Source organism: Corallococcus sp. M7 (assembly GCF_054512695.1).
In genome coordinates, this window is record NZ_CM137252.1 from 4,026,873 (window position 1) to 4,049,532 (window position 22,660).

Sequence of the window (22,660 nt, forward strand, 5' to 3'; positions counted from 1 at the left end):
TCCGATTACCGCCGCTCCGCCCCGGTCCGTCAACCACGGTCACGGCTTGCGCGCGAAGACCACGGCGTACTCGTCGCAGTTGAACAGCGCGGGCCACTGGAGCTGCTCCGTCGTCATCCGCATCGCCTTGTGCACGTCCGCTCGCACCTGGTGAAGGGACGTGCTCCCCGGCTGCCGCTCCAACTGCGTCATGCCTCGCAGCGCCACCAGCGCCGTGTTCACCGCCGGGTACACGTCGTCCGCGATGGACTCCACCTTCGCGTCCTGAAATCCCGCCCGGCGCAGCTCCGACAGGTAGCGCTCCGTCGACCAGACGTTCTCCTCCGGGAAGGCAATCAGCCCCCGCCAGTAGCGGTAGCGCAGCCGTGCGCGGAGTCCTGCTCCAGCCTCACGGTCCGTCTTCTGCGCCATGTCCGCCATCACCAGCCGGCCTCCCGGCTTCAGCACCCGGAAGGCCTCGCGCAGGAAGTCCTGCCGCGTCCGGAAGTGCATCGCGGACTCCAGCGCGAACACCACGTCGAACGCTCCCTCCGGCCCCGGCAGCGCCGTCGCGCTCCCCACCTCCAGCCGGACCACGCCCTCCAGCCCCGTCAGCTTCACGCGCTCCCGGCCCACCTTCACCTGGTTCGGCGTGATGTTCACCCCGAGGATGCTCGCGGGCTTGAACTCCTCCGCCCACAGCAGGTCCTGATCCGCGTACCCGAAGCCACAGTCCAATACGGCATCGCCGGGCCCCAGCTTCGCCGTCCTCGCCAGGAGGCGCGCCATCTCCGCCTGCGCGGACCGGAAGAGCTCCCCCACGCGCTCCACGTTGGAGTCGTCCACCTTCTCCACGTGCTTCCAGTAGCCCAGGTTGATCCAGAAGGGCTCGCGGCCCGTCGTCACCCGGATGTCCTTGGGCGTCGGCATCCCCGCGACCCAGGCCCCTGTCTCCTTCGTGTAGAAGCGCTCCGGGTCCGCCAGGAACGCACTCTTCAATCGCGTCGCGACCTGCCTCACGTTGACCATTGCCAGCCTCCTGGGCCTTCCATCCGATGGCCGGAACCCTAGCCTGTGTCACGGCAATTCCAGAGTTGGCGCGCAAGGCGGTTTTCACTGGTGAAAAGACGCGCGCCGCCTGACCCGGTCAGCCGCCGCTGGTCGACTGGCAGATGCCCGGGCAGTCCGCGCTGCCCCCGGGCTGGCACGTGTCGGACGGATCATCCACGCAGGTGTTCCCGGACACGTTCCCCGCGCAGCCCCCGAAGAGCCCGCCGCAGCACTCGACGTACCCCTCGGGCACGTCACACGGCGTCGGGAAGGACTTGCACGTCTCGGTGCCCGAGCGCGCGAACACCACCACCTGCGGACACGTGCGCGGCTCTTCGTCGTCGTCGCCCAGGCAGCCCGTCAGTCCCAGCACCGCCGCCATCAACCCCAGCTTCGTCCATGCATGCATGGCGCGCATCAGGGCAGGGGAGAACGGCGCTAGTCCAGTCCCCGCTCCCACAGGTCGTCTTCATCCAGACCCATCAGGTGCCCGACCTCGTGCATCACCGTGATGCCAATCTGTTCGATCAGCTCCTCACGGGTGCGCGCGAAGCGCTCCAGGTTCTTCTGGTACAGCACGATGGAGGGCGGGAAGTGATCCGCCGCGTCCATCACGCTGCGCTCGCCCACGGGCGTGCCCCGGAACACCCCCAGGATGCACGGCGACAGCGGCGGCTGCTGACCCAGCAGGTCCTCATCCGACGGCAGGTCCTCCACCGCCAGCGTCACGTTGTCCATGTACTGCTTCACCTGCGAGGGCAGGGCGCGCATCGCGTCCTCCACCGCGCGGTCGAACGCCGCCTCCTCCAGGGCCACCGGCGGCGGCAGCTCCTCCGGCGCCAGCGCCTGCGCCCGGGCGAAGCGCTTCTTCGCCTCCTTCGCGTCCCCGCGCCGCTCGGCGACGAGCCCCAGGTAGTGGTGCGCCCACGCCTCGTCCGGCGCGTCCTTCAACACCCGCTCGAAGGCCTCCTGCGCGGGGGCGAAGCGGCACAGCTCGAACAGCGCGATGCCCCGCTCCAGCTGCGCGTCCGGCGAGCGCGGCATGTGCGTCAGCGCCTGGTCCAGGATCTTCAGCGCGGACTCGCACTCCCCCAACTGGTTGAGGCCCATGCCCTCCAGGAGGAGGAATTCGTAGACCAGCTCCACGTCGTCGGACCGCTGCGCCAGCTTCCGCCCGCGGCCACACCACTCCAGCCCCTCCTCCACCGCCTCGCGGTCCTCGCCGGTGCGGCACACGAGGAATTCCGCCGCGCCGAAGAGGATCTCCAGGTCTTCCGGGGCCATCTTGAGGGCGGCGCCATAGGCCTTGCCGGCGTCCTCCAGGCGGCCCACCTCCACCAGTGCGGCGGCCCGGTAGTGCAGGGCTTCTGGTGAGTCCGGAACGTCCCGGAGCAGGGCGTCGGCGCTGGCGAGCGCGGCCTCGAAGTCCCTCGCCTCGAAGGCGTCCGCGACCCCCTCCAGCCGCGCGTCCACGTCCCGCGCCTCCCCTTGCTTCGCCATGCGCTTCGCCATACGGGCTGGCAGCTAAGAAGCCGCCCTTCGCGTTGTCAACGACCGGCGTCGCTGTTACCTTCCAGCGCCCCGTTTCGGCCCGAACCCCGTGAACATCCTGGTCGTCGACGACGATTACGAGCTGTGCACCATGCTCTCTCGCTACCTGGAGATGCATGGCTACACCGTGTTCTCGGCGTCGGACGCGCTCCAGGCGCTGGACATCATGGAGCGTCACCCCGTGGGGCTGGTCATCACCGACTACCTGATGCCCCACCTGGACGGCATCCACTTCACGGAGATGCTGAAGGCGGACCCCCGCTTCCAGAACATCTCCGTCCTGATGATGACCGCCAGCACGGACGAGAACATCTCCGACCGGGGCCTGCGCAAGGGCGTGGCCATCACCCTGCAGAAGCCCCTGGACATGGGGCAACTGCTCAACCTCGTTCGCTTCGCGGAGTAGGGCCTTCCCGGGCGCTCCAGGCCCCCCACCCGGGCGGGCCGGAAGGCGTCCTCAGGCCCACACGCCTGCCCCTTTCCGTTGACATCGTTGATGCGACCCTTATGTTGGCGCTCGACATGGCCGAGTGCTAACGGCCATCCCCATTCGTAGAAATTCCCCAAGTATTCTAGGAGGTTGCGATGGCAGCGAAGGAAATCTTCTTCCATCAGTCGGCGCGCGATTCCATCCTGCGCGGCGTCCGGATCCTCGCGGATGCGGTCGCGGTGACGCTCGGTCCCAAGGGCCGCAATGTGGTCATCGAGAAGAGCTTCGGCTCGCCCACCATCACCAAGGACGGCGTCACCGTCGCCAAGGAGATCGATCTCGAGAACCGCTTCGAGAACATGGGCGCGCAGATGGTGAAGGAGGTCGCGTCGAAGACCTCCGACAAGGCCGGCGACGGCACCACGACGGCGACCGTGCTCGCGCGCGCCATCTATGAGGAGGGCCTGAAGCTGGTGGCCGCCGGCCACAGCCCCATGGACCTCAAGCGCGGCATCGACAAGGCGGTGGAGGTGGTGGTGGCGGAGCTGAAGAAGCTCTCCAAGCCCACGTCCGACAAGCAGGCCATCGCGCAGGTGGGCACCATCTCCGCGAACGGTGACGAGACCATCGGCACCATCATCGCGGACGCGATGGAGAAGGTGGGCAAGGAGGGCGTCATCACCGTCGAGGAGGCCAAGGGCCTGGAGACGACGCTCGACGTGGTGGAGGGCATGCAGTTCGACCGCGGCTACGTGTCGCCGTACTTCGTCACGAACCGCGACCGCATGGAGGTCGTCCACGACGACCCCTACATCCTCATCAGCGAGAAGAAGGTCTCGTCGATGCAGGACATGATCCCCGTGCTGGAGCAGGTGGCGCGCTCGGGCAAGCCGCTGCTCATCATCGCGGACGACATCGAGGGCGAGGCCCTGGCCACCCTGGTGGTGAACAAGATCCGCGGCGTGCTGAACGTGGCCGCGGTGAAGGCGCCGGGCTTCGGTGACCGCCGCAAGGAGATGCTCAAGGACATCGCCACGCTGACGGGCGGCATGGTGGTGAGCGAGGAGCTGGGTCACAAGTACGAGAACCTGACCCTCAACGACCTGGGCCGCGCGAAGCGCATCACGGTGGACAAGGACAACACCACCATCGTGGACGGTGCCGGCCAGAAGGCGGACATCGAGGGCCGCATCAAGCTCATCCGCACGCAGATCGAGACGGTCACCAGCGACTACGACCGCGAGAAGCTCCAGGAGCGCATGGCGAAGCTCGTGGGCGGCGTGGCGGTCATCAACGTCGGCGCGGCGACCGAAGTGGAGATGAAGGAGAAGAAGGCCCGCGTGGAGGACGCGCTGCACGCGACCCGCGCGGCCGTCGAAGAGGGCATCGTCCCCGGCGGCGGTGTGGCCTACATCCGCAGCCTCAAGGCCCTGGACACGCTCAAGCTGGGCGGCGAGCAGGACTTCGGCGTGGACATCATCCGCAAGGCGCTGCAGGAGCCCCTGCGCAAGATCTCCAGCAACGCCGGCGTCGAGGGCGCGGTCGTCATCAACAAGGTGAAGGACGGCACGGGCGCGTTCGGCTTCAACGCGCGCACGGAGGTCTACGAGGACCTGGAGAAGGCCGGCGTCATCGACCCGACGAAGGTCGAGCGCACCGCGCTGCAGAACGCCGCCTCCGTGGCGTCCCTGCTGCTCACCACCGAGGCGATGATCGCCGAGCGCCCCAAGAAGAAGGCCAAGGGTGCGGCCGGCGGCGGCGCCATGCCGGAGTACGGCGGCGACGACATGGACTACTGAGCCGTCTGACGGCTCGGTAGCTCCGTGAAGGGTTTTCCGGCCCCGGTGGGCCTCGCGAGAGCGGGGCGCCCGGGGCCGGAGTCTTTTTCAGGAAGCGGTCTTCTTGAAGGCCAGGCCCAGCTCGCGGCTGAGCGCGGTGGTGTCGGAGAGCAGCTTGGGCAGGCACGCGGCGGCCCCGGCGCGCAGCGACGCCAGCGCCGTGTCCATGGTGAGGTGCTCGGCCAGGACGACGAAGGGCGCGCCCTGGCTCAAGGCCCGGGCCAGCTCCAGCGCCTTCTTGCCGTAGGCCGGCGCGAAGTCCCACGACACCACCACGCCCACGGGCGGATCCATCGTGGCCACCTCCGCGCCCGCGACGATGCGCGCCTCCAGGCCCAAGAGGGTCAGCGCCTCCGAAATCAGCCGCGCGGTGGCCGGGTTGTCCTCCAGCACGTCCACCCGGCGCACGCCAGCGCTGGGGGCGGGGACGGGCGGCGCGGACGGCGTGTACAGCGCCTGCCGCAGCAGCGCGCGCACCTGGCGGATGTCGTCGAAGGGCTTGAGCAGGTAGTCCACCACGCCCAGTTGCAGCGCCTGCTGCGTCGTCACCAGCGAGGGGTAGCCCGTCATCAGGATGACGCGCGACGCAGGGTCCAGCTTCCGCGCGTGCTGCGCAAGCTCCAGGCCGGAGATTCCAGGCAGGTTCTTGTCCGTGACGATGAGGTCCACGCGCGACGAGCGGAGGATCTCGAGCGCGGCCTCGCCCGTGGCCGCTTCAATGACCTCGCACTCCTTGTCCATCAGGTCCTTGAAGACCATCCGGATGATGCCCTCGTCGTCCACCACCAGCAGGCGCTTGCGCGGCGGGCGCGGCGCGTCCGTGGGCGGGAAGAGCACGCGGAACACCGTGGCCGGGGGCGGCACCTCGCGCAGCGTCGTGGGCGGCACCAGGGCGATCTGCGCGTGGTGCTCCTGCGCGATGCGGCGACAGACGGCGAGCCCCAGGCCCGTGCCGCGTTTGCTGGCGGAGACGTAGGGCTCGAAGATGCGCGTCTTGAGCTCGTCCGGGATGCCGGGTCCCCAGTCGGACACGTAGAGGGCCGCGGAGGCGCCGTCGCGCGCGAGCGTCACCTTCACGCGGCCCCGGCCGGACATGGCGTCGCGGGCGTTGTTGAGCAGGTTGAGCGTGAGCTGTTCAATCAACCGCGCGTTGCCCTGGATGGTGAGGTCCTCGGGGGCCTCCACCTCCAGGGAGATGCGGGCCGAGTCCGGGTTCACGCTGAACACCTTCGCCGCCGCCCAGATGGGCGCGGCCAGGGACAGCCGCTGCTGCGGGGCTGGCCGCTCGCTGGCCAGGCGGATGAAGTCGGAGACGATCTGCTCCATCCGCTCCACCTGCGCGAGCAGCAGCTTCAGCGGGCCGCTGGAGCCTCCCTCCTCGGCCAGCAGCTGGGCGTAGGCCTTCGCGCCCAGCAGGGGCTGCCGCAGCTCGTGGAGGACCTCCGCGGCGACCTGATGGGTGTGGGCGTTGGCGCGTTGCAGCGCCACGGCCGCGAGCCGTGCCTTTTCCAGGTCCCCCGCGTCCAGGGCCTGGAGCAGCTGCGCGAGCGGCGAGGGGGTCTCCATGCGCGGGAGCATGGCGGAGGCAGGTGTTCACGCGCAACGCACCCCCAGCGGGAATCGGTTGACCGCGCTCGCGACCGAACGGATGCTCGCGCACGCCCTCCAGCCCGGCCCTGGTCGCCGAGGTCCTCATGCCGCAGACGAACCCGTTCCACTCGCTGGTGCCCCGGAAGCTGACGGACTCCGAACTGGCCCGCTCCATCCGGCTCAACATCGAGGCGGAGCTGGACGCCATCAACCTCTACGCCGCGCACCTGGACGCGACGGACAACGAGGAGGCGAAGGCCATCCTGCGGCACGTCATGGACGAGGAGCGCGAGCACGCGGCCCTCTTCTGGCAGCTCATCGCGCGGTTGGATCCGGAGCAGGCCCAGCACGACCGCGAGGCGTCGCAGAAGTACCGCCTCATCACCACCGGCGCCTCCCACGAAGAGGTGGAGGCCGTGAGCGAGGGCGGCGGCAGCGAGCCCGCCGAGGTGGAGCTGCCCAAGCGGCTCACCGTGGGCAGCCTGCGCAAGTAGCGCGCGTCCGGCGCTTCAGCCCTGCCCCTGCGGGGGCGGGGGATTCTGGCGGCGCTCGGCCGGGGTGGCTTCCAGGTCCTGCGCCGCCATGTAGACGACGTTCCGGGTGCCCCGCTTGCCCCGGTACATGGCCCGGTCGGACAGGTCCAACAGGTGGTCCTTGTCCTGGGCATGCTCCGGGAAGCTGGCCACGCCGATGCAGGTGGTGAGCTTGAGCGCCAGCCCCTCGCGGCCCAGGAACTGATGGGTCTCCATGGTGCGGCGGATGCGCTCGGCGACCTTGAGGGCTCCGCCGGAGTCCGTGCCGCGCAGGAGCACCACGTACTCGTCGCCGCCGAAACGCGCCACCACGTCCGGGTCGCGCACGCAGCCCTTGAGCACGCGCGCGGCCTCCACCAGCACGCGCGAGCCCACCAGGTGCCCGTGCGTGTCGTTGATGGCCTTGAAGCGGTCCAGGTCCAGGAACAGCAGGGAGAAGGGGCGCTCGGTCTGCAGGGCCTCGTTCACCTCGCGGTCCAGCACCAGGTGCAGGTAGCGCGTGTTGAACAGGCGGGTGAGGTCGTCGACGTAGGCCAGGTCCTCCACGGCGGCGAAGCGGCCCAGGTTGCGCAGGGCCAGCGCCCAGTTGCGCACGAGGAAGCCCACCGTCTCCGCGTGGTGCTCCGCGGGAGCGCTGTCGTGGAAGAGCACCGCGTGGCCCAGCACCAGCTCTCCGTCCACGGCGGGGAAGGAGAGGGTGCGCGGCCAGGGGACCTGAAGGCCGTCGAGCTCCACGGGCGTTCGCGTGCCCGAGAGCCGCTCGATGAGCTGCGGGACGAGCGCCTCGTGCAGGTCCACCGGCAGCCCGCGCATGCCGTGCGAGCGGAAGCCCGTGCCGCTGGGGTCGCGCTCCAGGAGCATCACCGCGGAGGCGTTGGCCATGGACTCCAGCGCGTCCGACGCGGCGATGGACAGCCGCTCGCGGTCGAGCGTGGTGGCGATGCGCTGACCCGCCTCCAGCAGCGCGACGTGCTGGCGCAGGGACGCGTTCTCTCGCATCAGGTCGCGCGTGGTGAGCGCGCGGCGCAGCGCGTGCTCCAGGGCCTCCGGCGCCACGGGCTTGACCAGGTACTCCGCCGCGCCGCTCTTGATGGCGCGCACCGCGGGCGCCACCTTGTCCAGGCCGGTGATGACGAGCACCTCGACGCCGGGGTAGCGCTCGCGCACGTGGCGCAGCACCTCCATGCCGTCGCCGCCGGGGAGGATGAGGTCCGTCACCACCGCGTCGAACCGCTCCGCGGAGAGGGCGGCCTTCGCGTCCGCCACGGTGGGCACCGCCGTGACGAGATGTCCCGCGGCCGTGAGGTAGTCGCCGTAGAGGTTGCGGGCGATCTTTTCGTCGTCGACGAGGAGCAGTCGCGCCATGACTGTTCAGGGCTTAGCACCCAACGCTGGAAGGCTGCTAGGGTCCCTGGCCGTGCCCTTTGAAAGCGGACGGCGGCTCTGCCTGCTGGTGGAGGCCGGTGAGACGCGCTACGCGGTAGAGGCCACGTCCGTCATCGAGGTCGCGATGCCGGGCGCTCGCGGCGCGAGTCTGCGCGGCGTACTGGAAGTGAAGGACCTCTCCACGCTGCTCGGCGGCCTGCCCGAGGACGTGCCGGGCATGGTGGTGGTCCTGGATGTCAGCCCCACGCTCGCGGTGCGGGTGCGCTCCGTGGTGGAGGTCGGGGATGTCGCGAGGGATCCGTTCTTCCTGCTGCCTCCGGGCCTGGCGGACTCCCTGGCGCCGCTGAGCCGGGGCGCGGTGCTGCACAAGGACCGGCTGTACCTGGAGCTCATCGTGGAGGCACTGCCGCACCGGGCAGGCCCGCGCGCGGCCCCGCCGGAGCCCCGGCCCGTGCACTGGGCGGACGAGCCCCCGGAGCGGGCGCTGGTGCTGGAGTCCCAGGGGGTGCTGTTCGGCGTCCCGCTGGGCAGCGTCTCCCAGGTGGTGCCCCGGGGCGAGGCGTTCAGCGTGCTCCCGGTGCAGAGCGGGCCGGTGGCGGGCGTCTATCCGCACGCGCAGGCGCTCTGGCCCATCTGTTCGATTCCAGCGCTGCTGGGCGCGCCGGCCCGGGTGGAGGAGCTGTTCGTCCTCACGGAGCTGGGGGGGCGGAACGTGGGGCTGGCGGCCACCCGGGTGCTCGGTGTGCTGCAGAAGTTCAAGCCGGCCGAGCTTCCCGGAACGTTCCGGGCGCCGGGGCTGCCGGATCCGGTGATGTTACTGGACCTGCAGCGCATGTTTTCTTGATCGGCCCAAAGCGCGAATCCTAAGCTTCTCCGATTGACACAGGGCGTGCAGGCAGGCTTGCTCGCCCGAAATCTCAAACGAATTCAGGGGGGTATGCGCCCCCCGAGGCCGGAGCCGATGCCCAAGAATCTGCTGATCGCCGACGACTCGCTCACCATCCGCAAGGTGATCGGGATGATCTTCGCGACGGAAGACTTCCAGGTGACCGCGGTGGACAACGGGCTGGACGCCATCTCCCGCACGCGCGAGCTGCGTCCGGATGTGGTGCTCGCCGACGTGATGATGCCGGGCAAGAGCGGCTACGAGGTCTGCGAGGCGCTCAAGAGCGACCCCTCCACGCAGGGCATCCCGGTGCTGCTGCTGGCCGGCACCTTCGAGGCGTTCGACGAGAACCGCGCGAAGGCCGCCCGGGCGGATGACCACATCACCAAGCCCTTCGAGAGCCAGATCCTCCTCGACAAGGTGAAGGCGCTGGTGGGCCAGAAGTCCAACACCATGCCCGCGTCCGCCGCGACGCGCGTGCTGCCCCAGACCGCCGCTCCGGTTGCCCCGGCCGGTGCGCCGCCCGCCGCCGCCGCGCCTCCGGGTGCGCGTCCCGCGGGTGCGCCGCCTCCGGGAGCCGTGCCGCCGGGTGCGCGTCCTCCGGGACCGGGCGTGCCGCCTCCGGGTGCGCGTCCTCCGGGCGCGGGTGTGCCGCCGCCTCCGGGCGCAGCGCGTCCGCTGCCGGGCGCTGTTCCTCCGGGCGCGCGTCCTCCGGGTGCGCCGCCTCCGGGCGCCGTGCCGCCGGGGGCGCGTCCTCCGCCGGGTGCGCCGCCTCCGGGCATGGGTGCGCGTCCGCCGGGTGCGCCGCCTCCGGGCGCCATGCCTCCGGGTGCGCGTCCTCCGCCGGGTGCGCCGCCTCCGGGCGCGCGTCCGCCGGGTGCGCCGCCTCCGGGCATGGCCGCGCGTCCTCCGGGCCCTGGCGCCCCGAACATCCCGGGCGGCTTCCCGCGTCCTCCTGGCGCCGCGCCGCTGCCGTCCGCGCCTCCGCCCGCGGCGGTGCCCCCGGCCGCCCGTGCCCGGGATCCGTTCGGGCTGGGCGCGCCGGCCGCTCAGGCGCGCACGGAGAGCATCCGCATCGAGGACTCGCTGCCCGAGCCCAGCGGCGCGGAGGAGATCTCCCTGGACATCGGTGGCCCCGCGGCGCCTGCCGCCACGCCCGCGCGCGCCCGTCCGGCCGCGGATGGCGGCGAGGCCCAGCTTCGCGAGGCGCTGTCGAAGGCGTCCCGCGAGGTCATCGAGAAGATTGCCTGGGAGGTCGTTCCGCAGCTGGCGGAGACCATCATCCGGGAAGAGCTGGAGCGGCTCATCAAGGACCGCGAGACCCAGCATTGATTCGCAGTTCCCTCTGATTCCCCGCCGGCCCCGTCGGGGGCCGGCCGCTTGCAATGACTGACACGACTGAACTGTCCAAGGCCTACGAGCCCTCCGAGGTGGAGGCGCGGTGGTACAACCACTGGCTGGAGCGTGACTACTTCCGCGCCGAAGCCCCTTCCTCCAAGCCGCCGTTCAGCATCGTGCTGCCGCCGCCCAACGTGACGGGCAGCCTGCACATCGGCCACGCGCTCACCGCGACCATCCAGGACATCCTCACGCGCTGGAAGCGGATGAGCGGCTTCAACGCGCTCTGGCTGCCGGGCACGGACCACGCGGGCATCGCCACGCAGATGGTCGTGGAGAAGGAGCTCAAGAAGACGGAAGGCAAGAGCCGCCACGACCTGGGCCGCGAGGCGTTCCTCGAGCGCGTCTGGACGTGGAAGGGCAAGTTCGGCGCGCGCATCGGCGAGCAGCACCGCTACCTCGGCGCGTCCCTGGACTGGAGCCGCGAGCGCTTCACCATGGACGAGCAGTCCTCGGCCGCGGTGCGCGAGGTGTTCGTCCGGCTGTACGAAGAGGGCCTGATGTACCGGGCCCAGAAGCTGATCAACTGGTGCCCGTCCTGCCGCACGGCCCTCTCCGACCTGGAGGTGGAGCACGAGGAGAAGAACGGCTCGCTCTGGCACATCCGCTACCCGGTGAAGGACAGCGACCGCTCGCTCACCGTGGCGACGACGCGCCCGGAGACGCTCCTGGGCGACACGGCCGTCGCCGTGCACCCGGATGATCCGCGCTACCTGGGCCTCGTGGGCCGCAGCGTGTCCCTGCCGCTCACCGACCGCGAGATCCCCATCATCGCGGACGGGGAGCTGGTGAACATGGAGTTCGGCACCGGCGTGGTGAAGGTCACGCCCGCGCACGACTTCAACGACTACCAGACGGGCCTGCGCCACAAGCTGCCGATGCTGTCCATCCTGGACGAAGCGGCGCGCATGACGAAGGACACCGGCAAGTACGCGGACCTGGATCGCGCGGAGGCGCGCAAGCAGGTGCTGGCGGACCTGACGGAGCTGGGCCTGCTGGAGAAGGAGGAGCCGCACAAGCTGAACGTGGGCACCTGCCAGCGCTGCGCGACGGTGGTGGAGCCGCGCCTGTCTCCGCAGTGGTTCATCAAGATTGAGCCCTTGGCGAAGCCGGCCATCCAGGCCGTGGAGGAGGGCCGCACCAAGTTCGTCCCCGAGTCCTGGACGAACACGTACTTCCACTGGATGAACAACATCCACGACTGGTGCGTGAGCCGCCAGCTGTGGTGGGGCCACCAGATCCCCGCGTGGTACTGCGGCGCGTGCACCCCGGCGGAGGAGCGCTCGAAGGACACGGCGGACGTCATCGTGTCGCGCACCCCGCCGGAGTCCTGCCCGAAGTGCGGCGGCAAGGAGCTGACGCAGGATCCGGACGTGCTGGACACCTGGTTCTCGTCCGCGCTGTGGCCGTTCTCCACGCTGGGCTGGCCCAAGCAGACGGCGGATCTCCAGACCTTCTACCCGACGTCCGTGATGGAGACGGGCCACGACATCATCTTCTTCTGGGTCGCCCGGATGATGATGATGGGCCTGCACTTCATGGGCGATGTGCCCTTCCGCACCGTGTACCTGCACGCGATGGTGCGCGACGAGAAGGGCGAGAAGATGTCCAAGACGAAGGGGAACGTCATCGATCCCCTGGACGTCATCCTCGGCGCGAAGGCGGAGTCGTTGCAGCCGTCCCTGCGCAACCGCTTCCCGCAGGGCATGCCCGCGCACGGCGCGGACGCGCTGCGCTTCACGCTGGCGTCGCTCACGCAGCAGGGCCGTGACATCAAGCTGTCGATGGACCGCCTCGGTGGCTACAAGGCGTTCTGCAACAAGCTGTGGAACGCCAGCCGCTTCGCCCTGATGAACATGGGCGACTTCAGCCTGGACAAGACGCCGCTGGAGGGCCGCAAGCTGACGCTGGCGGACCGGTGGATCCTCTCCCGGCTGCAGAAGGCGACCCAGGAGACGCGCGCGTCGCTGGAGGCGTTCGGCTTCGCGGAGGCCGCGTCCACGCTGTACCAGTTCCTGTGGGCGGAGTTCTGCGACTGGTACATCGAACTGGCGAAGGGCTCGCTCTACGGCGAGGACGCGGAGGCCAAGGACACCACGCGCGCGGTGCTGGTGACGTGCCTGGACCGCATCCTGCGGCTGATGCACCCGTTCATGCCGTTCATCACCGAGGAGATCTGGCAGAAGCTGCCGATGTCCCGGCCCACGGAGAGCATCTGCATCGCGGCGTACCCTGAGCCGGAGGCGGCGTGGGTGGACGCGGACGCGGAAGGCGAGATGGCGCCGGTCATCGCGGCCATCGAGGGCCTGCGCACGCTGCGCGGCGAGAGCAACCTGCCGCCGTCCGCCAAGGTGAAGGCGGTGGTGCAGAGCCCGGACGCGACGACGCGCGAGTTGCTGGAGCGCTGGCGCGCGTACCTGATGCCGCTCGCGGGCCTGTCCGAGGTGGTGGTGGGCCCCCCGGGCGCCAAGCCTCCGCAGGCGGCGGCGTTCGTGAGCGGCAACCTGGAGATCTACGTGCCCCTGGCGGGCCTGGTGGACCTGGACGCGGAGCGCGACCGCCTGAAGAAGGAGATCGCCCGCGCCGAGCAGGAGCTCGCCAGTCTGCAGCGCAAGCTGGACAACCCGAACTTCGTGGCCCGTGCTCCGCCGGACGTGGTGGAGAAGGACAAGGCCCGGGTGACGGAGCTCCAGGAGCGCACGGTCAAGCTGCAGGATCACCTCCAGCGCATCGCCCCGGAGCCCCCCATGTCCGAGACGCCGTCGCCGTTGCCGGGCAGCACCGAGTCCGAAGCCCCTGAAGCGTCCGAGTCCCCCGCGCCCGAGAGCGCCCCGGTGCCCGAGAGCGCTCAGGTGAAAGTGGCCACCGAGCCGCGGGCGCCGAAAGACGAAGAGGTGAACCTGGGCCAGGAGCTGAAGGGCGAGATTGAAGCCGAGGAGGCTTCGCAGGCGCCCCAGGCCGCGGATCCGGTGGTCGAGGAGGCCCTCAACAAGCTGCGCGAGGGCACGAAGGAAGGGCTGTCCGCGGCGGACCACCACGACCTGGGCGTCGCGTACATGAGCATGGGGCTCGTGGACGACGCGATGCGCGAGTTCGACCGGGCCAAGGAGGGCGGCGACGCCCGCGAGGCGCCGCAGGGTGCGGCGCCGGTGAAGAAGGCCCCGGCGAAGAAGGCGGCGAGCAAGAAGACGGCCGCGAAGAAGGCGGCGGTGAAGAAGGCCCCGGCGAAGAAGGCGGCGGGCAAGAAGACCGCCGCGAAGAAGGCTCCGGCGAAGAAGGCTTCCGCGAAGAAGGCGGCGGGCAAGAAGACGGCCGCGAAGAAGGCGGCGGTGAAGAAGGCCCCGGCGAAGAAGGCCTCCGCGAAGAAGGCGGCGGGCAAGAAGACGGCGGCGAAGAAGGCCGCGGCGAAGAAGACCACTCGGGGCAAGCCGGCTCGCAAGGCGCGCCGGTAGGAGGCGGAAGTGCAGCAGGATTATCTCGATCGGCTCATCGCGCTGTCCCTCGACGAGGACCTGGGTGCCGCGGGGGACGTCACCTCGCTGGCGGTGGTCCCCGCCGAGGCGGAGGGCAGCGGTGAGCTGGTCGCGAAGGAGCAGATGATCGTCGCCGGCCTGGACGCCTTCGTCCGCGTCTTCCACATGGTGGACGCGGAGGTGGAGGTGGAGGTCCTCAAGCGCGACGGCGAGGAGATCAAACCGAAGGTGGTCGCCGCGCGCGTCCACGGCAAGCTGCGCTCGCTGCTGGCCGCGGAGCGCACGGCGCTCAACCTGGTGCAGCGCGCCGCCGGCATCGCGACGCTGGCCCAGCAGGCGATGACCTCCGTGCGAGGCTCGAAGCTGCGGGTGCTGGACACGCGCAAGACGCCGCCGGGCATGCGAGGCCTCGCGAAGCACGCGGTGCGCATGGGCGGCGCGTCCAACCACCGCTTCGGCCTCTTCGACGGCATCCTCATCAAGGACAACCACATCGCGGCGGTGGGCGGTGACATCACCGAAGCGGTGCGCCGCGCGAAGCTGAACGGCCCCCGGCTGGTGAAGATTGAAGTCGAGGTCACCAACTTCAAGCAGCTGGAGGAGGCCATCGCCGCGGGCGCGGACGTCATCATGTTGGACAACATGGACGACGCGCAGATCCGCGAAGCGGTGAAGCTCACGGCGAGCCGCGTGCCCATCGAAGTCTCGGGCGGCGTCACGTTGGACCGGCTGCCGAGGCTGGCGAAGCTGGGCGTGGACTTCGTGTCGATGGGCGCGCTGACGCACTCGGCGCGGGCCATGGACCTGTCGCTGGAGATCGCGACGACGAAGAAGCCCGCACGCAAGTCCCGCTCCGCGCAGGGCTGAAGCGCTCAGCGGTCTTCACGAATCCAAGGGCAGGCCGCGAGGTGCGGTCTGCCCTTTTCATTCAGGCCTACCGAACGCTCACCGCGCTCCCGTGAGTGCCTCCACGCGCGGCTTGCCCTCCGTCGACGCGGGCATCCCCATCTCCAGCAGCGCGGACAGGGTGGGGGCCACGTCCACGGGGTTGATCTCCTCCAGGAACAGCCCCGGCTTCACGCCCTTGCCCGCGAACACCACCGGCACCTGCGTGTCATACGAGTACGGCGTGCCGTGGTTCGTGCCGCGCGGGTAGTCGCTGACGACCTGGAACGGCTTCGCCATGAACACCACGTCGCCGCTGCGCACCGGGTAGTAGCCCCGGCGCATCGCCGCCATGAGCCCGCCCTGGTCCGGCGCCGTGTCCAGGTCGTCCTTGGCCACCGCCCACACGGCATAGGGCTGCTTCGCCAGCCACGCCGCCGCCGCGCGCCGCACCGCCACCGCGTCCACCTGGCCGGACTCCAGCGCCTTGCCGCCCAGGTACACGTCCAGCTCCAGCAGCTTCACCGTCACGTCCACGTTGAACTTCGCCTTCAGCTCCTGCGCCAGGCCCTTCGCCGCCTCCACCGGGTTGAGCCGCGCCGCCGGCACGCCCGCCTGCGCCCACGCCTCCGGAATCTCCGCGCCGCCATGGTCCGCTGACAGCGCGATGACCAGGTTCGCCTTGCCCCCCGCTGCGCGCTCGGCCGCGGCGATGAGCTCTCCCATCGCCTGATCCAACCGCAGCATCGTGTCCTGCATCTCCCACGAGTACGGACCGAACGCGTGGAACACCGCGTCCGTGCCGCTGAAGCTCACCGCGAGGATGTCCGGCACGTCGTCCTTGCCCAGCGCCTCGCCCTCCAGCGCCGCCTTCGCCGCCTGCACCAGCAGGTCGTGCGAGTACCCCGACACCGCGAACGCCCGGTACGACGCCGGCCCGGGGGCCTGCTGCCCGCCCTTCAGCGCATGCGGGAACACGCGCCCCATGCCGTAGGCCTCCGGCTCCATGGGGCGGTCATCGTCTCCGATGTATTCGGCGCGCGGACGCAGCAGCTCCCACGTCTTGCTGAACGCCGCGTCCGGCAGCTTGCGCGCGTTGAACGCCTGCATCCACGCGGGCTCCGCCTTCGCGTACCAGGTGCTCGTCACCATCCGCCCCGTGGCCTCGTCGAACCACCAAGCCTGGCCCTGGCGCCCGGCCAGCGGGATGGCCGCCCGCGACTTGTACGACAGCGCCACCACCTTGCCCCGGCCCTGCGTGGACACCCGCAGCCGGTCCGCCAGCGTCTCCGCCATCAGGTTCACCGGGCTGGTGTCCGAACCCGGGGGCGTCTCTCCGTTCAGCACCGGATGCGTCGGGTCCGTGTAGACCTGGACCGCCTGCCCGGCCGCGCGGTCGTAGATGTCGTTGTCCACGATGCCGTGGCGCCAGGGGTTCGCGCCCGTGGCCAGCGTCGCGTGTCCCGGCGCCGTCCGGGCCTCCGCGTAGGCGTACCGGGCGTAGGGGTAGTAGGCGCCCGTGGAGAGCAGCCGGCCCAGGCCTCCTGTGAGGCGCGGACGGTTTCTCAACAGGACGTCGCTGCCCATGGCGTCCACGCTGATGAACAGCGTGAGCTTCGGGGCCTTGGCGGAGGCGGGCAGGGCGAACAGGACGAGGAGGGCGGCAATCAGGCGCGACATGGGGCGGCAGCCTCTCCGGCCGGATGAACAGAAGCAACCAACATGCGCGCCCACCGCTTGGACACGTCACCCCGCCCTGATATGGGCGCCTCAATGGTCGAGGCACGGCTGCGCGTCATCTACGGCGACACGGATCAGATGGGGGTCGTCTACTACGCGAACTACTTCCGCTACTTCGAGTTCGCCCGCAGCGAGTTCTTCCGTGCCCACGGAGGCAGCTACCGCGAACTGGAGGGCACCGGGCTCCTCTTGCCCGTGGTGGAGGCCAGCGCCCACTACAAGGCGTCCGCGCGCTACGACGACATGCTCCTCATCCGCACCACCCTGGGAGAGTTGCGCCGCGCGTCACTCGTGTTCACCTACGAGCTGCTGCGCGACGGTGACTCCCCCACGCTCCTGTGCACCGGCCGCACCATGCACGCCTGCGTGGGGCGTGACGGCAAACCGCAGCGGCTGCCCGAAGCCATCGCCCGCCTGAAGGCCGCGGACGACTCCGACATCTGACTTTTTCCCTTCCCGAATTCCCGAACGAGGAGCACCCGACAATGGATCGCAACCTGGCAATGGAGGTCGTGCGCGTCACCGAGATGGCGGCCATCGCCTCCGCCCGCCTCATGGGCCGCGGCAACAAGGACGAGTCCGACCAGGCCGCCGTGGACGCGATGCGCCGCGCCTTCGACGCGCTGAACATCGACGGCACGGTCGTCATCGGCGAGGGCGAGCGCGACGAGGCGCCCATGCTCTACATCGGTGAGCGCGTGGGCGCCCGCAACGCCGGCGCCCCCGAAGTGGACATCGCCCTGGACCCGCTGGAAGGCACCAACCTGTGCGCCTACGGCCGCCCGGGCTCCATCTCCGTCGTGGCCATGTCCAGCCACGGCGGCCTGCTCAACGCGCCCGACACGTACATGGAGAAGCTGGCCGTGGGTCCGCGCGCCAAGGGCGCCATCGACCTGACGAAGTCCCCCACGGAGAACCTGCGCTCCATCGCGGAGCGCATGAAGCTCTACGTGGAAGACCTCACGGTCATGATTCTGGACCGCGAGCGCCACGCCGACCTCATCAAGGAGGTCCGCGCCGCGGGCGCGCGCGTGCGCCTCATCGAGGACGGTGACGTGGCGGGCGCCATCGCCACCTGCTTCGAGGGCTCCGGCGTGGACGTGCTCATGGGCATTGGCGGCGCGCCGGAAGGCGTCATCGCCGCGGCCGCCATCCGCGCCACCGGCGGCGACATGCAGGGCCGGCTGGTGCCCCGCAACCAGGGCGAAATCGAGCGCGCCAAGAAGATGGGCATCAGCGACATCCACAAGATCTACACCGCGGAGGAGCTGGCCCGCGGCGAGGTGATGTTCGCGGCCACGGGCGTGACGAGCGGCGACTTCCTCAAGGGCGTGCGCTTCTTCGGCGGCGGCTGTGAGACGCACTCCGTCGTCATGCGCAGCAAGACGGGCACCGTCCGCTTCATCCAGTCCATCCACAAGTTCGACAAGAAGCCGGGCTACGCGCCGTAAGCTGTCCGTCAGCCTCGTCCCTCACTCCACCGGAGACTCCGCCATGGCCGGCGCCACGCGCACCATCACCATCAACGCTCCCGTCGAGAAGGTCTTCGACATCATCACCAACTACGACCGCTACGCGGAGTTCCTCCCGGAGGTGAAGAAGGTCTCCACCTCGCAGCGCCAGGGGAACACCGTCCAGGTGCACTACGAGGTCGATGTGGTGAAGCGCATCAAGTACACCATCCGCGTCACCGAGGAGCGCCCCAAGCGCATGTCCTGGACCTTCGTCGAGGGCGAGGTGATGAAGGACAACAAGGGCAGCTGGACGCTGGAGCCCGAGGGCGAGGGCAAGACGCGCGCGACCTACAACGTCGAGATGGCCCTGGGCGCCCTCATCCCCAAGGCCATCATCAACACCCTGACGGAGACTCAGCTCCCCAAGATGCTGGAGGCCTTCAAGCGCCGCGCTGAAGCGCCCTGACGTCTTGCGTCGGCGCCTTTCGTCGACGCCCTTCGTCACCGCTGACCAACCGCGTCAGTTTTCCGCCCGCCTGCCTGTCATCCCGTACGGCCCGTGCCGTGCAAGGGAGCAGGAGGGCGGGCGGGCCCTTTTCGGCTGGAGCCGTGCCACGCAAGGGGCGGGGGGCCACCTGAAATGAGTCGTGTTGCGGCGCGCGGCGGACGCATTAGGATCAGGCGAATTTTGAACGTCCACGGACGTCTCCCTGACATCCGTGGCACGGTTGCTCTGTCCCGGATGTCGGGAGCTGGACGAGCAGCCATGCGGAATCAGGGTCGCGTCCCCAGAAAGAAACCGGGGTTCTTAATTTGCATCAAAGAGATGTGGAAGTGGTAAGGGGGCGGGACGGCGGGCGTACATTGGGGTACGTAGGCTGAGGGAGAAACCGAACCCATGCTCGACGCGTTCATCATTGAAGAAATCAAGCGCCGCGAGCGGCTCCGCCGCGAGGATTACGAGCGGCCGGTGGTGGAGCTCCCACTGCCTGCACCCGATGACCGTCCCCACCGGAGGACGGACACCGAGGAAGAGAAGCCGTCGCGAGGCGTCGTCGTCATCGACCTGCTCGGCTGATGACCCCATCCCACCCGTGGCCCCGGAGCCACGGCGTGTCCTCAAGCCCGCGGTCGGGCCGTCCCTTCCGGACGACCCCCGCGGGCTTCGCATTTGCGGGCCTCCTCACGGCGGGGCCAGCAGCAGCAGGTGCCGGGGGTGGTACACCTCCCACAGCACCGTTCCCTTCTGGAGGGGGTTGTAGGGCTGGAGGGCCAGCAGGACCTTCTGGCGCCACTCCTCCGGCAGCGCACCCTCGCCATGGAAGGCGCCCACCAGCGCCCCGGTGACGGCGCCGTGGACCTCCGTGTCGCCGCCCCGGTGGACGACATCCAGGAGCGCCGCTTCGGCGGTGGGGACGTGGATGAGCTCCCAGAAGGCCAGCCGGAACGCTGCACGCACCGCGTTATTGCCGGGCCGGTGCATGTGCAGCTCCGGGCCGTAGAGTTGTGGATCGTCCTGCGCCGCCAGAGCCAGGTCCTCGCGCAGGAGCTTCGCGGCGAAGGACACCTCCTGGACGTAGTCCTTCTCCTGCTTCCCCAGTGCGGCGGCGGCCAGGGAGATGCCCACCTCCGCGGCGGGCAGCAGGTCCGCGGCCTTCAAGTTCGGTCCGCCCGTCACCGCCTTGGCGATGGCGGCGCACAGCCCGGCGCCGGCCAGTTGGCTGCGCGGGTCGAAGTGGGTGAGGGCGGTGTCCTCCAGCGCCGCCTTCGCCAGGGCGAAGGAGTCCCTCGCCAGGTGCACGCCCAGGGGCACCACGCGCGGCAGGGCGCCCGCGGGGGCCATCCGCCGGAGGTTCTTCTGCCAGACGCGCTTGCCGGAGTCCTTCACCACGGGCGGGAGGCTCGCGTCGCACTCCTGGAACAGCTCCTTCATGGGCTCGCTGACGGAGAAGGCGTGCGACTGCCAGGCCCGGTAGCGCTTGAGGGCGTCCCCCGCGTCGTAGCGCTTCATGTCCCGCAGGCTCAGGGCCAGCGCCACCGCGAGCTGGGTGGGCTCAGTGACCTGCCCCTTGCGCAGGTCGTGCGGACCGCCTCCGTGCATGCCCTGGTACGGCCCCTCGGCGAGCTGGGGGAAGGCCGGCGCGTAGAAGGGCCTCCCCGCGGTGGGGACGGCCAGGGCATTGCCGATGGCGAGGCCCAGGAGGGCGCCCCGGGCACGCTGCCCGGGGAGCGGGTCGGGGCCCGTGGCGCGACGCTTGGGAGGAGGAGGCATTCGGCGGCTGGACACTGTAGCAGGCGGGCAGTGCGAGCGTGCTTGCCCGTTCCGCCCGTGCTTCGTAGAACCGGCGCCCTATGACCGAGATCGCTCAAATCCTGGCGCGTGAAGTGCTCGATTCCCGTGGCAACCCTACCGTGGAGGCCGAAGTGCTTCTCGTGGGCGGCTCGCGTGGCCGCGCGACGGTGCCCTCCGGCGCCTCCACCGGCGAGCACGAAGCGCACGAGCTGCGTGACGGCGACAAGGGCCGCTACCTGGGCAAGGGCGTGAAGAAGGCCGTGGACCACGTGCGCGACACCATCGGGCCGGCGCTCATCGGCATGGACGCCGTGGACCAGGTGGCCGTGGACCAGCGGATGATTGAGCTGGACGGCACGTCCACCAAGTCCAAGCTGGGCGCCAACGCCATCCTCGCCGTCTCCATGGCCACCGCGCGCGCCGCGGCGGACGCGCACGGCCTGCCGCTGTACCGCTACGTGGGTGGCCTGCAGGCGCGCACGCTGCCCGTGCCGCTGATGAACATCCTCAACGGCGGCGCGCACGCGGACACCCGCGTGGACGTGCAGGAGTTCATGGTGGTGCCCGCCGGCGCGAAGACGTTCGCGGAAGGGCTTCGCTGGGGCGCGGAGGTGTTCCACGCGCTCAAGAAGATTTTGAAGGGCCGCAAGCTGGCCACGGGCGTGGGCGACGAGGGCGGCTACGCCCCGGACCTGCCGGCCAACGAGGAGGCGCTCAAGCTCATCATGGAGGCCATCGACGCCGCGGGCTTCAAGGCGGGCGAGCAGCTGTTCCTGGCGCTGGACGTGGCCGCGAGCGAGTTCTTCGACAAGGGCTCCAAGAAGTACAAGCTCAAGGGCGAGGGCAAGGAGTACGACTCGCAGGGCCTGCTGGAGTACTACCGGGACCTGTCCCAGAAGTACCCCATCATCTCCATTGAAGACGGCATGGCGGAGGATGACTGGGAGGGCTGGAAGAAGCTCACCGACGCGCTGGGCGACAAGGTTCAGCTGGTGGGCGACGACCTCTTCGTCACCAACGTGGAGCGCCTGTCCAAGGGCATCGAGACGGGCACGGCGAACTCCATCCTGGTGAAGGTGAACCAGATTGGTTCGCTCACGGAGACGTTCGACGCGGTGCGCATGGCGCACAAGGCGGGCATGACGTCCATCATGAGCCACCGCTCCGGCGAGTCCGAGGACACCACCATCGCGGACCTGGCGGTGGCGCTGGACTGCGGGCAGATCAAGACGGGCTCGGCGTCGCGCTCCGACCGCGTGGCCAAGTACAACCAGCTCCTGCGCATCGAAGAGGAGCTGGGCGCCGGTGCCCGGTACGCGGGCCGCACCGCCTTCCGCTCGCTCGCGAAGAAGCAGTGACCGTGAGCACCTCTCGCCCCCGCATCCTCGTCTCCAACGACGACGGCTACTTCTCCGAAGGGCTGCAGACGTTGGTGGAGGCGGTGAGTCCCCTGGGCGAGGTGTGGGTGGTGGCGCCTGACCGCGAGCAGAGCGCCGCCTCCCATGCCATCAGCCTGCACCGGCCGCTGCGCATCAAGGAGGTGCGCGAGCGGTGGTTCGCCGTGGACGGCACCCCCACGGATTGCTCGTATCTGGCGGTGAACCACTTGCTGAAGGACAATCGTCCCCAGCTCATGGTCTCCGGCATCAATCACGGCGCGAACCTGGCGGACGACATCATGTACTCCGGGACGGTCGCGGCGGCCATGGAGGCCGCGTTCCTGGGCATCCCGGCCATCGCGTTCAGCCTGGTGACGCGGGGGCCGTTCGACTTCGGGCCGGCGGGCCGCTTCGCGCGGGCGCTGGTGACGGAGGCGCTGTCGCGGCCCCTGCCGCCCCGGATGCTCCTCAACGTGAACATCCCCGGCGGCGTGGAGCCGGACGGCTACGTCATCACGAAGCAGGGGCGGCACTCCTACGGACAGAACGTCGTGGAGAAGGAGGACCCGCGCGGCCGCAAGTACTACTGGATTGGCGGCACGGAGTACGCGCACGACGACATCCCGGGCAGCGACTGCAACACCGTCATCGACGAGAAGCGCGTGTCGGTGACGCCGCTGCACTTCGAGATGACCGACCACGGTCGCATCCCCGAGCTTTCGGGGTGGAACCTGCAGGGCTTCAAGCGGCACGGTTCAGGCGGTGGTGCCTGAGGTTGGGGCCGGGCGGCTCCAG

At 69.8% G+C, this 22,660-nt stretch carries 20 protein-coding genes; 13 read left to right on the top strand and 7 right to left on the bottom strand.

What is annotated here, in order from left to right; genetic code table 11:
* Positions 1-39: 39 nt before the first annotated feature.
* From ACX114_RS16470 to ACX114_RS16480, 3 genes are all read right to left on the bottom strand, one after another.
* A complete protein-coding gene (locus tag ACX114_RS16470) occupies positions 40-1,008 on the bottom strand; it encodes an SAM-dependent methyltransferase (RefSeq protein ID WP_459299040.1) in 969 nt (322 codons plus the stop codon).
* Positions 1,009-1,126: 118 nt separating this feature from the next.
* On the bottom strand, positions 1,127-1,438 hold the full coding sequence (locus ACX114_RS16475; RefSeq protein WP_459299041.1) for a hypothetical protein: 312 nt from the start codon (positions 1,436-1,438) through the stop codon (positions 1,127-1,129).
* Between the two features lie 29 nt (positions 1,439-1,467).
* A complete protein-coding gene (locus tag ACX114_RS16480) occupies positions 1,468-2,541 on the bottom strand; it encodes a metallopeptidase family protein (protein ID WP_459299042.1) in 1,074 nt (357 codons plus the stop codon).
* Positions 2,542-2,629: 88 nt separating this feature from the next.
* Between ACX114_RS16480 and ACX114_RS16485 the strand changes: the two genes are divergently transcribed.
* Both ACX114_RS16485 and groL read left to right on the top strand, forming a co-directional pair.
* Complete coding sequence (locus tag ACX114_RS16485; protein ID WP_459299043.1) at positions 2,630-2,986, top strand: response regulator; 357 nt, start codon at positions 2,630-2,632, stop codon at positions 2,984-2,986.
* Positions 2,987-3,165: 179 nt separating this feature from the next.
* Positions 3,166-4,809: a chaperonin GroEL gene (groL, locus tag ACX114_RS16490; protein WP_459299044.1), complete on the top strand. Its 1,644-nt coding sequence runs from the start codon at positions 3,166-3,168 to the stop codon at positions 4,807-4,809.
* An 87-nt stretch (positions 4,810-4,896) separates the two neighbouring features.
* Here groL and sinK read toward each other — a convergent pair whose 3' ends face one another.
* Positions 4,897-6,414 (bottom strand): hybrid histidine protein kinase/response regulator SinK, encoded by a 1,518-nt coding sequence (sinK, locus tag ACX114_RS16495; RefSeq protein WP_459299045.1) that lies wholly within the window; start codon positions 6,412-6,414, stop codon positions 4,897-4,899.
* 128 nt (positions 6,415-6,542) lie between these two features.
* On the opposite strand from sinK, the gene ACX114_RS16500 reads away from it, so the two are divergent.
* Positions 6,543-6,932, top strand: coding sequence for a demethoxyubiquinone hydroxylase family protein (locus tag ACX114_RS16500; RefSeq protein WP_014396130.1), 390 nt, complete (start codon positions 6,543-6,545; stop codon positions 6,930-6,932).
* A gap of 15 nt (positions 6,933-6,947) precedes the next feature.
* On the opposite strand, the gene ACX114_RS16505 is transcribed toward ACX114_RS16500, so the two are convergent.
* On the bottom strand, positions 6,948-8,336 hold the full coding sequence (locus ACX114_RS16505; protein WP_459299046.1) for a GGDEF domain-containing protein: 1,389 nt from the start codon (positions 8,334-8,336) through the stop codon (positions 6,948-6,950).
* Here ACX114_RS16505 and ACX114_RS16510 point away from each other — a divergent pair.
* The 4 genes from ACX114_RS16510 to nadC all read left to right on the top strand — a co-directional run bounded on the left by ACX114_RS16510 (position 8,335) and on the right by nadC (position 14,981).
* On the top strand, positions 8,335-9,201 hold the full coding sequence (locus tag ACX114_RS16510; protein ID WP_459299047.1) for a chemotaxis protein CheW: 867 nt from the start codon (positions 8,335-8,337) through the stop codon (positions 9,199-9,201). The two genes, ACX114_RS16505 and ACX114_RS16510, sit on opposite strands and share 2 nt — an antisense overlap.
* Before the next feature lie 117 nt (positions 9,202-9,318).
* A complete protein-coding gene (locus tag ACX114_RS16515) occupies positions 9,319-10,575 on the top strand; it encodes a response regulator (RefSeq protein WP_459299048.1) in 1,257 nt (418 codons plus the stop codon).
* Between the two features lie 53 nt (positions 10,576-10,628).
* Positions 10,629-14,093 carry a valine--tRNA ligase gene (locus ACX114_RS16520; protein ID WP_459299049.1) on the top strand — a complete coding sequence of 1,155 codons (3,465 nt, stop codon included), beginning with the start codon at positions 10,629-10,631 and terminating at the stop codon, positions 14,091-14,093.
* A gap of 9 nt (positions 14,094-14,102) precedes the next feature.
* Positions 14,103-14,981, top strand: coding sequence for a carboxylating nicotinate-nucleotide diphosphorylase (gene nadC, locus ACX114_RS16525; protein WP_459299050.1), 879 nt, complete (start codon positions 14,103-14,105; stop codon positions 14,979-14,981).
* A gap of 78 nt (positions 14,982-15,059) precedes the next feature.
* On the opposite strand, the gene ACX114_RS16530 is transcribed toward nadC, so the two are convergent.
* Positions 15,060-16,679 (bottom strand): alkaline phosphatase family protein, encoded by a 1,620-nt coding sequence (locus ACX114_RS16530; protein ID WP_459299051.1) that lies wholly within the window; start codon positions 16,677-16,679, stop codon positions 15,060-15,062.
* A gap of 93 nt (positions 16,680-16,772) precedes the next feature.
* On the opposite strand from ACX114_RS16530, the gene ACX114_RS16535 reads away from it, so the two are divergent.
* From ACX114_RS16535 to ACX114_RS16550, 4 genes are all read left to right on the top strand, one after another.
* Positions 16,773-17,183 carry an acyl-CoA thioesterase gene (locus ACX114_RS16535; RefSeq protein ID WP_459299052.1) on the top strand — a complete coding sequence of 137 codons (411 nt, stop codon included), beginning with the start codon at positions 16,773-16,775 and terminating at the stop codon, positions 17,181-17,183.
* Between the two features lie 41 nt (positions 17,184-17,224).
* A complete protein-coding gene (glpX, locus tag ACX114_RS16540) occupies positions 17,225-18,190 on the top strand; it encodes a class II fructose-bisphosphatase (protein WP_014396138.1) in 966 nt (321 codons plus the stop codon).
* A gap of 43 nt (positions 18,191-18,233) precedes the next feature.
* Positions 18,234-18,659, top strand: coding sequence for a type II toxin-antitoxin system RatA family toxin (locus ACX114_RS16545; RefSeq protein WP_459299053.1), 426 nt, complete (start codon positions 18,234-18,236; stop codon positions 18,657-18,659).
* A gap of 432 nt (positions 18,660-19,091) precedes the next feature.
* On the top strand, positions 19,092-19,271 hold the full coding sequence (locus ACX114_RS16550; protein ID WP_043321424.1) for a hypothetical protein: 180 nt from the start codon (positions 19,092-19,094) through the stop codon (positions 19,269-19,271).
* A gap of 105 nt (positions 19,272-19,376) precedes the next feature.
* Here ACX114_RS16550 and ACX114_RS16555 read toward each other — a convergent pair whose 3' ends face one another.
* Positions 19,377-20,465, bottom strand: coding sequence for an ADP-ribosylglycohydrolase family protein (locus tag ACX114_RS16555; protein ID WP_459299054.1), 1,089 nt, complete (start codon positions 20,463-20,465; stop codon positions 19,377-19,379).
* 80 nt (positions 20,466-20,545) lie between these two features.
* Here ACX114_RS16555 and eno point away from each other — a divergent pair, with 80 nt between their 5' ends.
* A complete protein-coding gene (gene eno / locus ACX114_RS16560) occupies positions 20,546-21,844 on the top strand; it encodes a phosphopyruvate hydratase (protein WP_459299055.1) in 1,299 nt (432 codons plus the stop codon).
* Positions 21,845-21,846: 2 nt separating this feature from the next.
* On the top strand, positions 21,847-22,638 hold the full coding sequence (gene surE, locus ACX114_RS16565) for a 5'/3'-nucleotidase SurE (protein WP_459299056.1): 792 nt from the start codon (positions 21,847-21,849) through the stop codon (positions 22,636-22,638).
* Positions 22,639-22,660 lie beyond the last annotated feature (22 nt).

Bases quoted from the DNA above. Each gene is read 5' to 3' on its own strand.
- ACX114_RS16470 (WP_459299040.1), bottom strand. From the start codon at position 1,008: ATGGTCAACGTGAGGCAGGTCGCGACGCGATTGAAGAGTGCGTTCCTG.
- ACX114_RS16475 (WP_459299041.1), bottom strand. From the start codon at position 1,438: ATGCATGCATGGACGAAGCTGGGGTTGATGGCGGCGGTGCTGGGACTG.
- ACX114_RS16480 (WP_459299042.1), bottom strand. From the start codon at position 2,541: ATGGCGAAGCGCATGGCGAAGCAAGGGGAGGCGCGGGACGTGGACGCG.
- groL (WP_459299044.1), top strand. From the start codon at position 3,166: ATGGCAGCGAAGGAAATCTTCTTCCATCAGTCGGCGCGCGATTCCATC.
- sinK (WP_459299045.1), bottom strand. From the start codon at position 6,414: ATGGAGACCCCCTCGCCGCTCGCGCAGCTGCTCCAGGCCCTGGACGCG.
- ACX114_RS16500 (WP_014396130.1), top strand. From the start codon at position 6,543: ATGCCGCAGACGAACCCGTTCCACTCGCTGGTGCCCCGGAAGCTGACG.
- ACX114_RS16510 (WP_459299047.1), top strand. From the start codon at position 8,335: ATGACTGTTCAGGGCTTAGCACCCAACGCTGGAAGGCTGCTAGGGTCC.
- ACX114_RS16505 (WP_459299046.1), bottom strand. From the start codon at position 8,336: ATGGCGCGACTGCTCCTCGTCGACGACGAAAAGATCGCCCGCAACCTC.
- ACX114_RS16515 (WP_459299048.1), top strand. From the start codon at position 9,319: ATGCCCAAGAATCTGCTGATCGCCGACGACTCGCTCACCATCCGCAAG.
- ACX114_RS16520 (WP_459299049.1), top strand. From the start codon at position 10,629: ATGACTGACACGACTGAACTGTCCAAGGCCTACGAGCCCTCCGAGGTG.
- ACX114_RS16530 (WP_459299051.1), bottom strand. From the start codon at position 16,679: ATGTCGCGCCTGATTGCCGCCCTCCTCGTCCTGTTCGCCCTGCCCGCC.
- ACX114_RS16535 (WP_459299052.1), top strand. From the start codon at position 16,773: ATGGTCGAGGCACGGCTGCGCGTCATCTACGGCGACACGGATCAGATG.
- glpX (WP_014396138.1), top strand. From the start codon at position 17,225: ATGGATCGCAACCTGGCAATGGAGGTCGTGCGCGTCACCGAGATGGCG.
- ACX114_RS16545 (WP_459299053.1), top strand. From the start codon at position 18,234: ATGGCCGGCGCCACGCGCACCATCACCATCAACGCTCCCGTCGAGAAG.
- ACX114_RS16550 (WP_043321424.1), top strand. From the start codon at position 19,092: ATGCTCGACGCGTTCATCATTGAAGAAATCAAGCGCCGCGAGCGGCTC.
- ACX114_RS16555 (WP_459299054.1), bottom strand. From the start codon at position 20,465: ATGCCTCCTCCTCCCAAGCGTCGCGCCACGGGCCCCGACCCGCTCCCC.
- eno (WP_459299055.1), top strand. From the start codon at position 20,546: ATGACCGAGATCGCTCAAATCCTGGCGCGTGAAGTGCTCGATTCCCGT.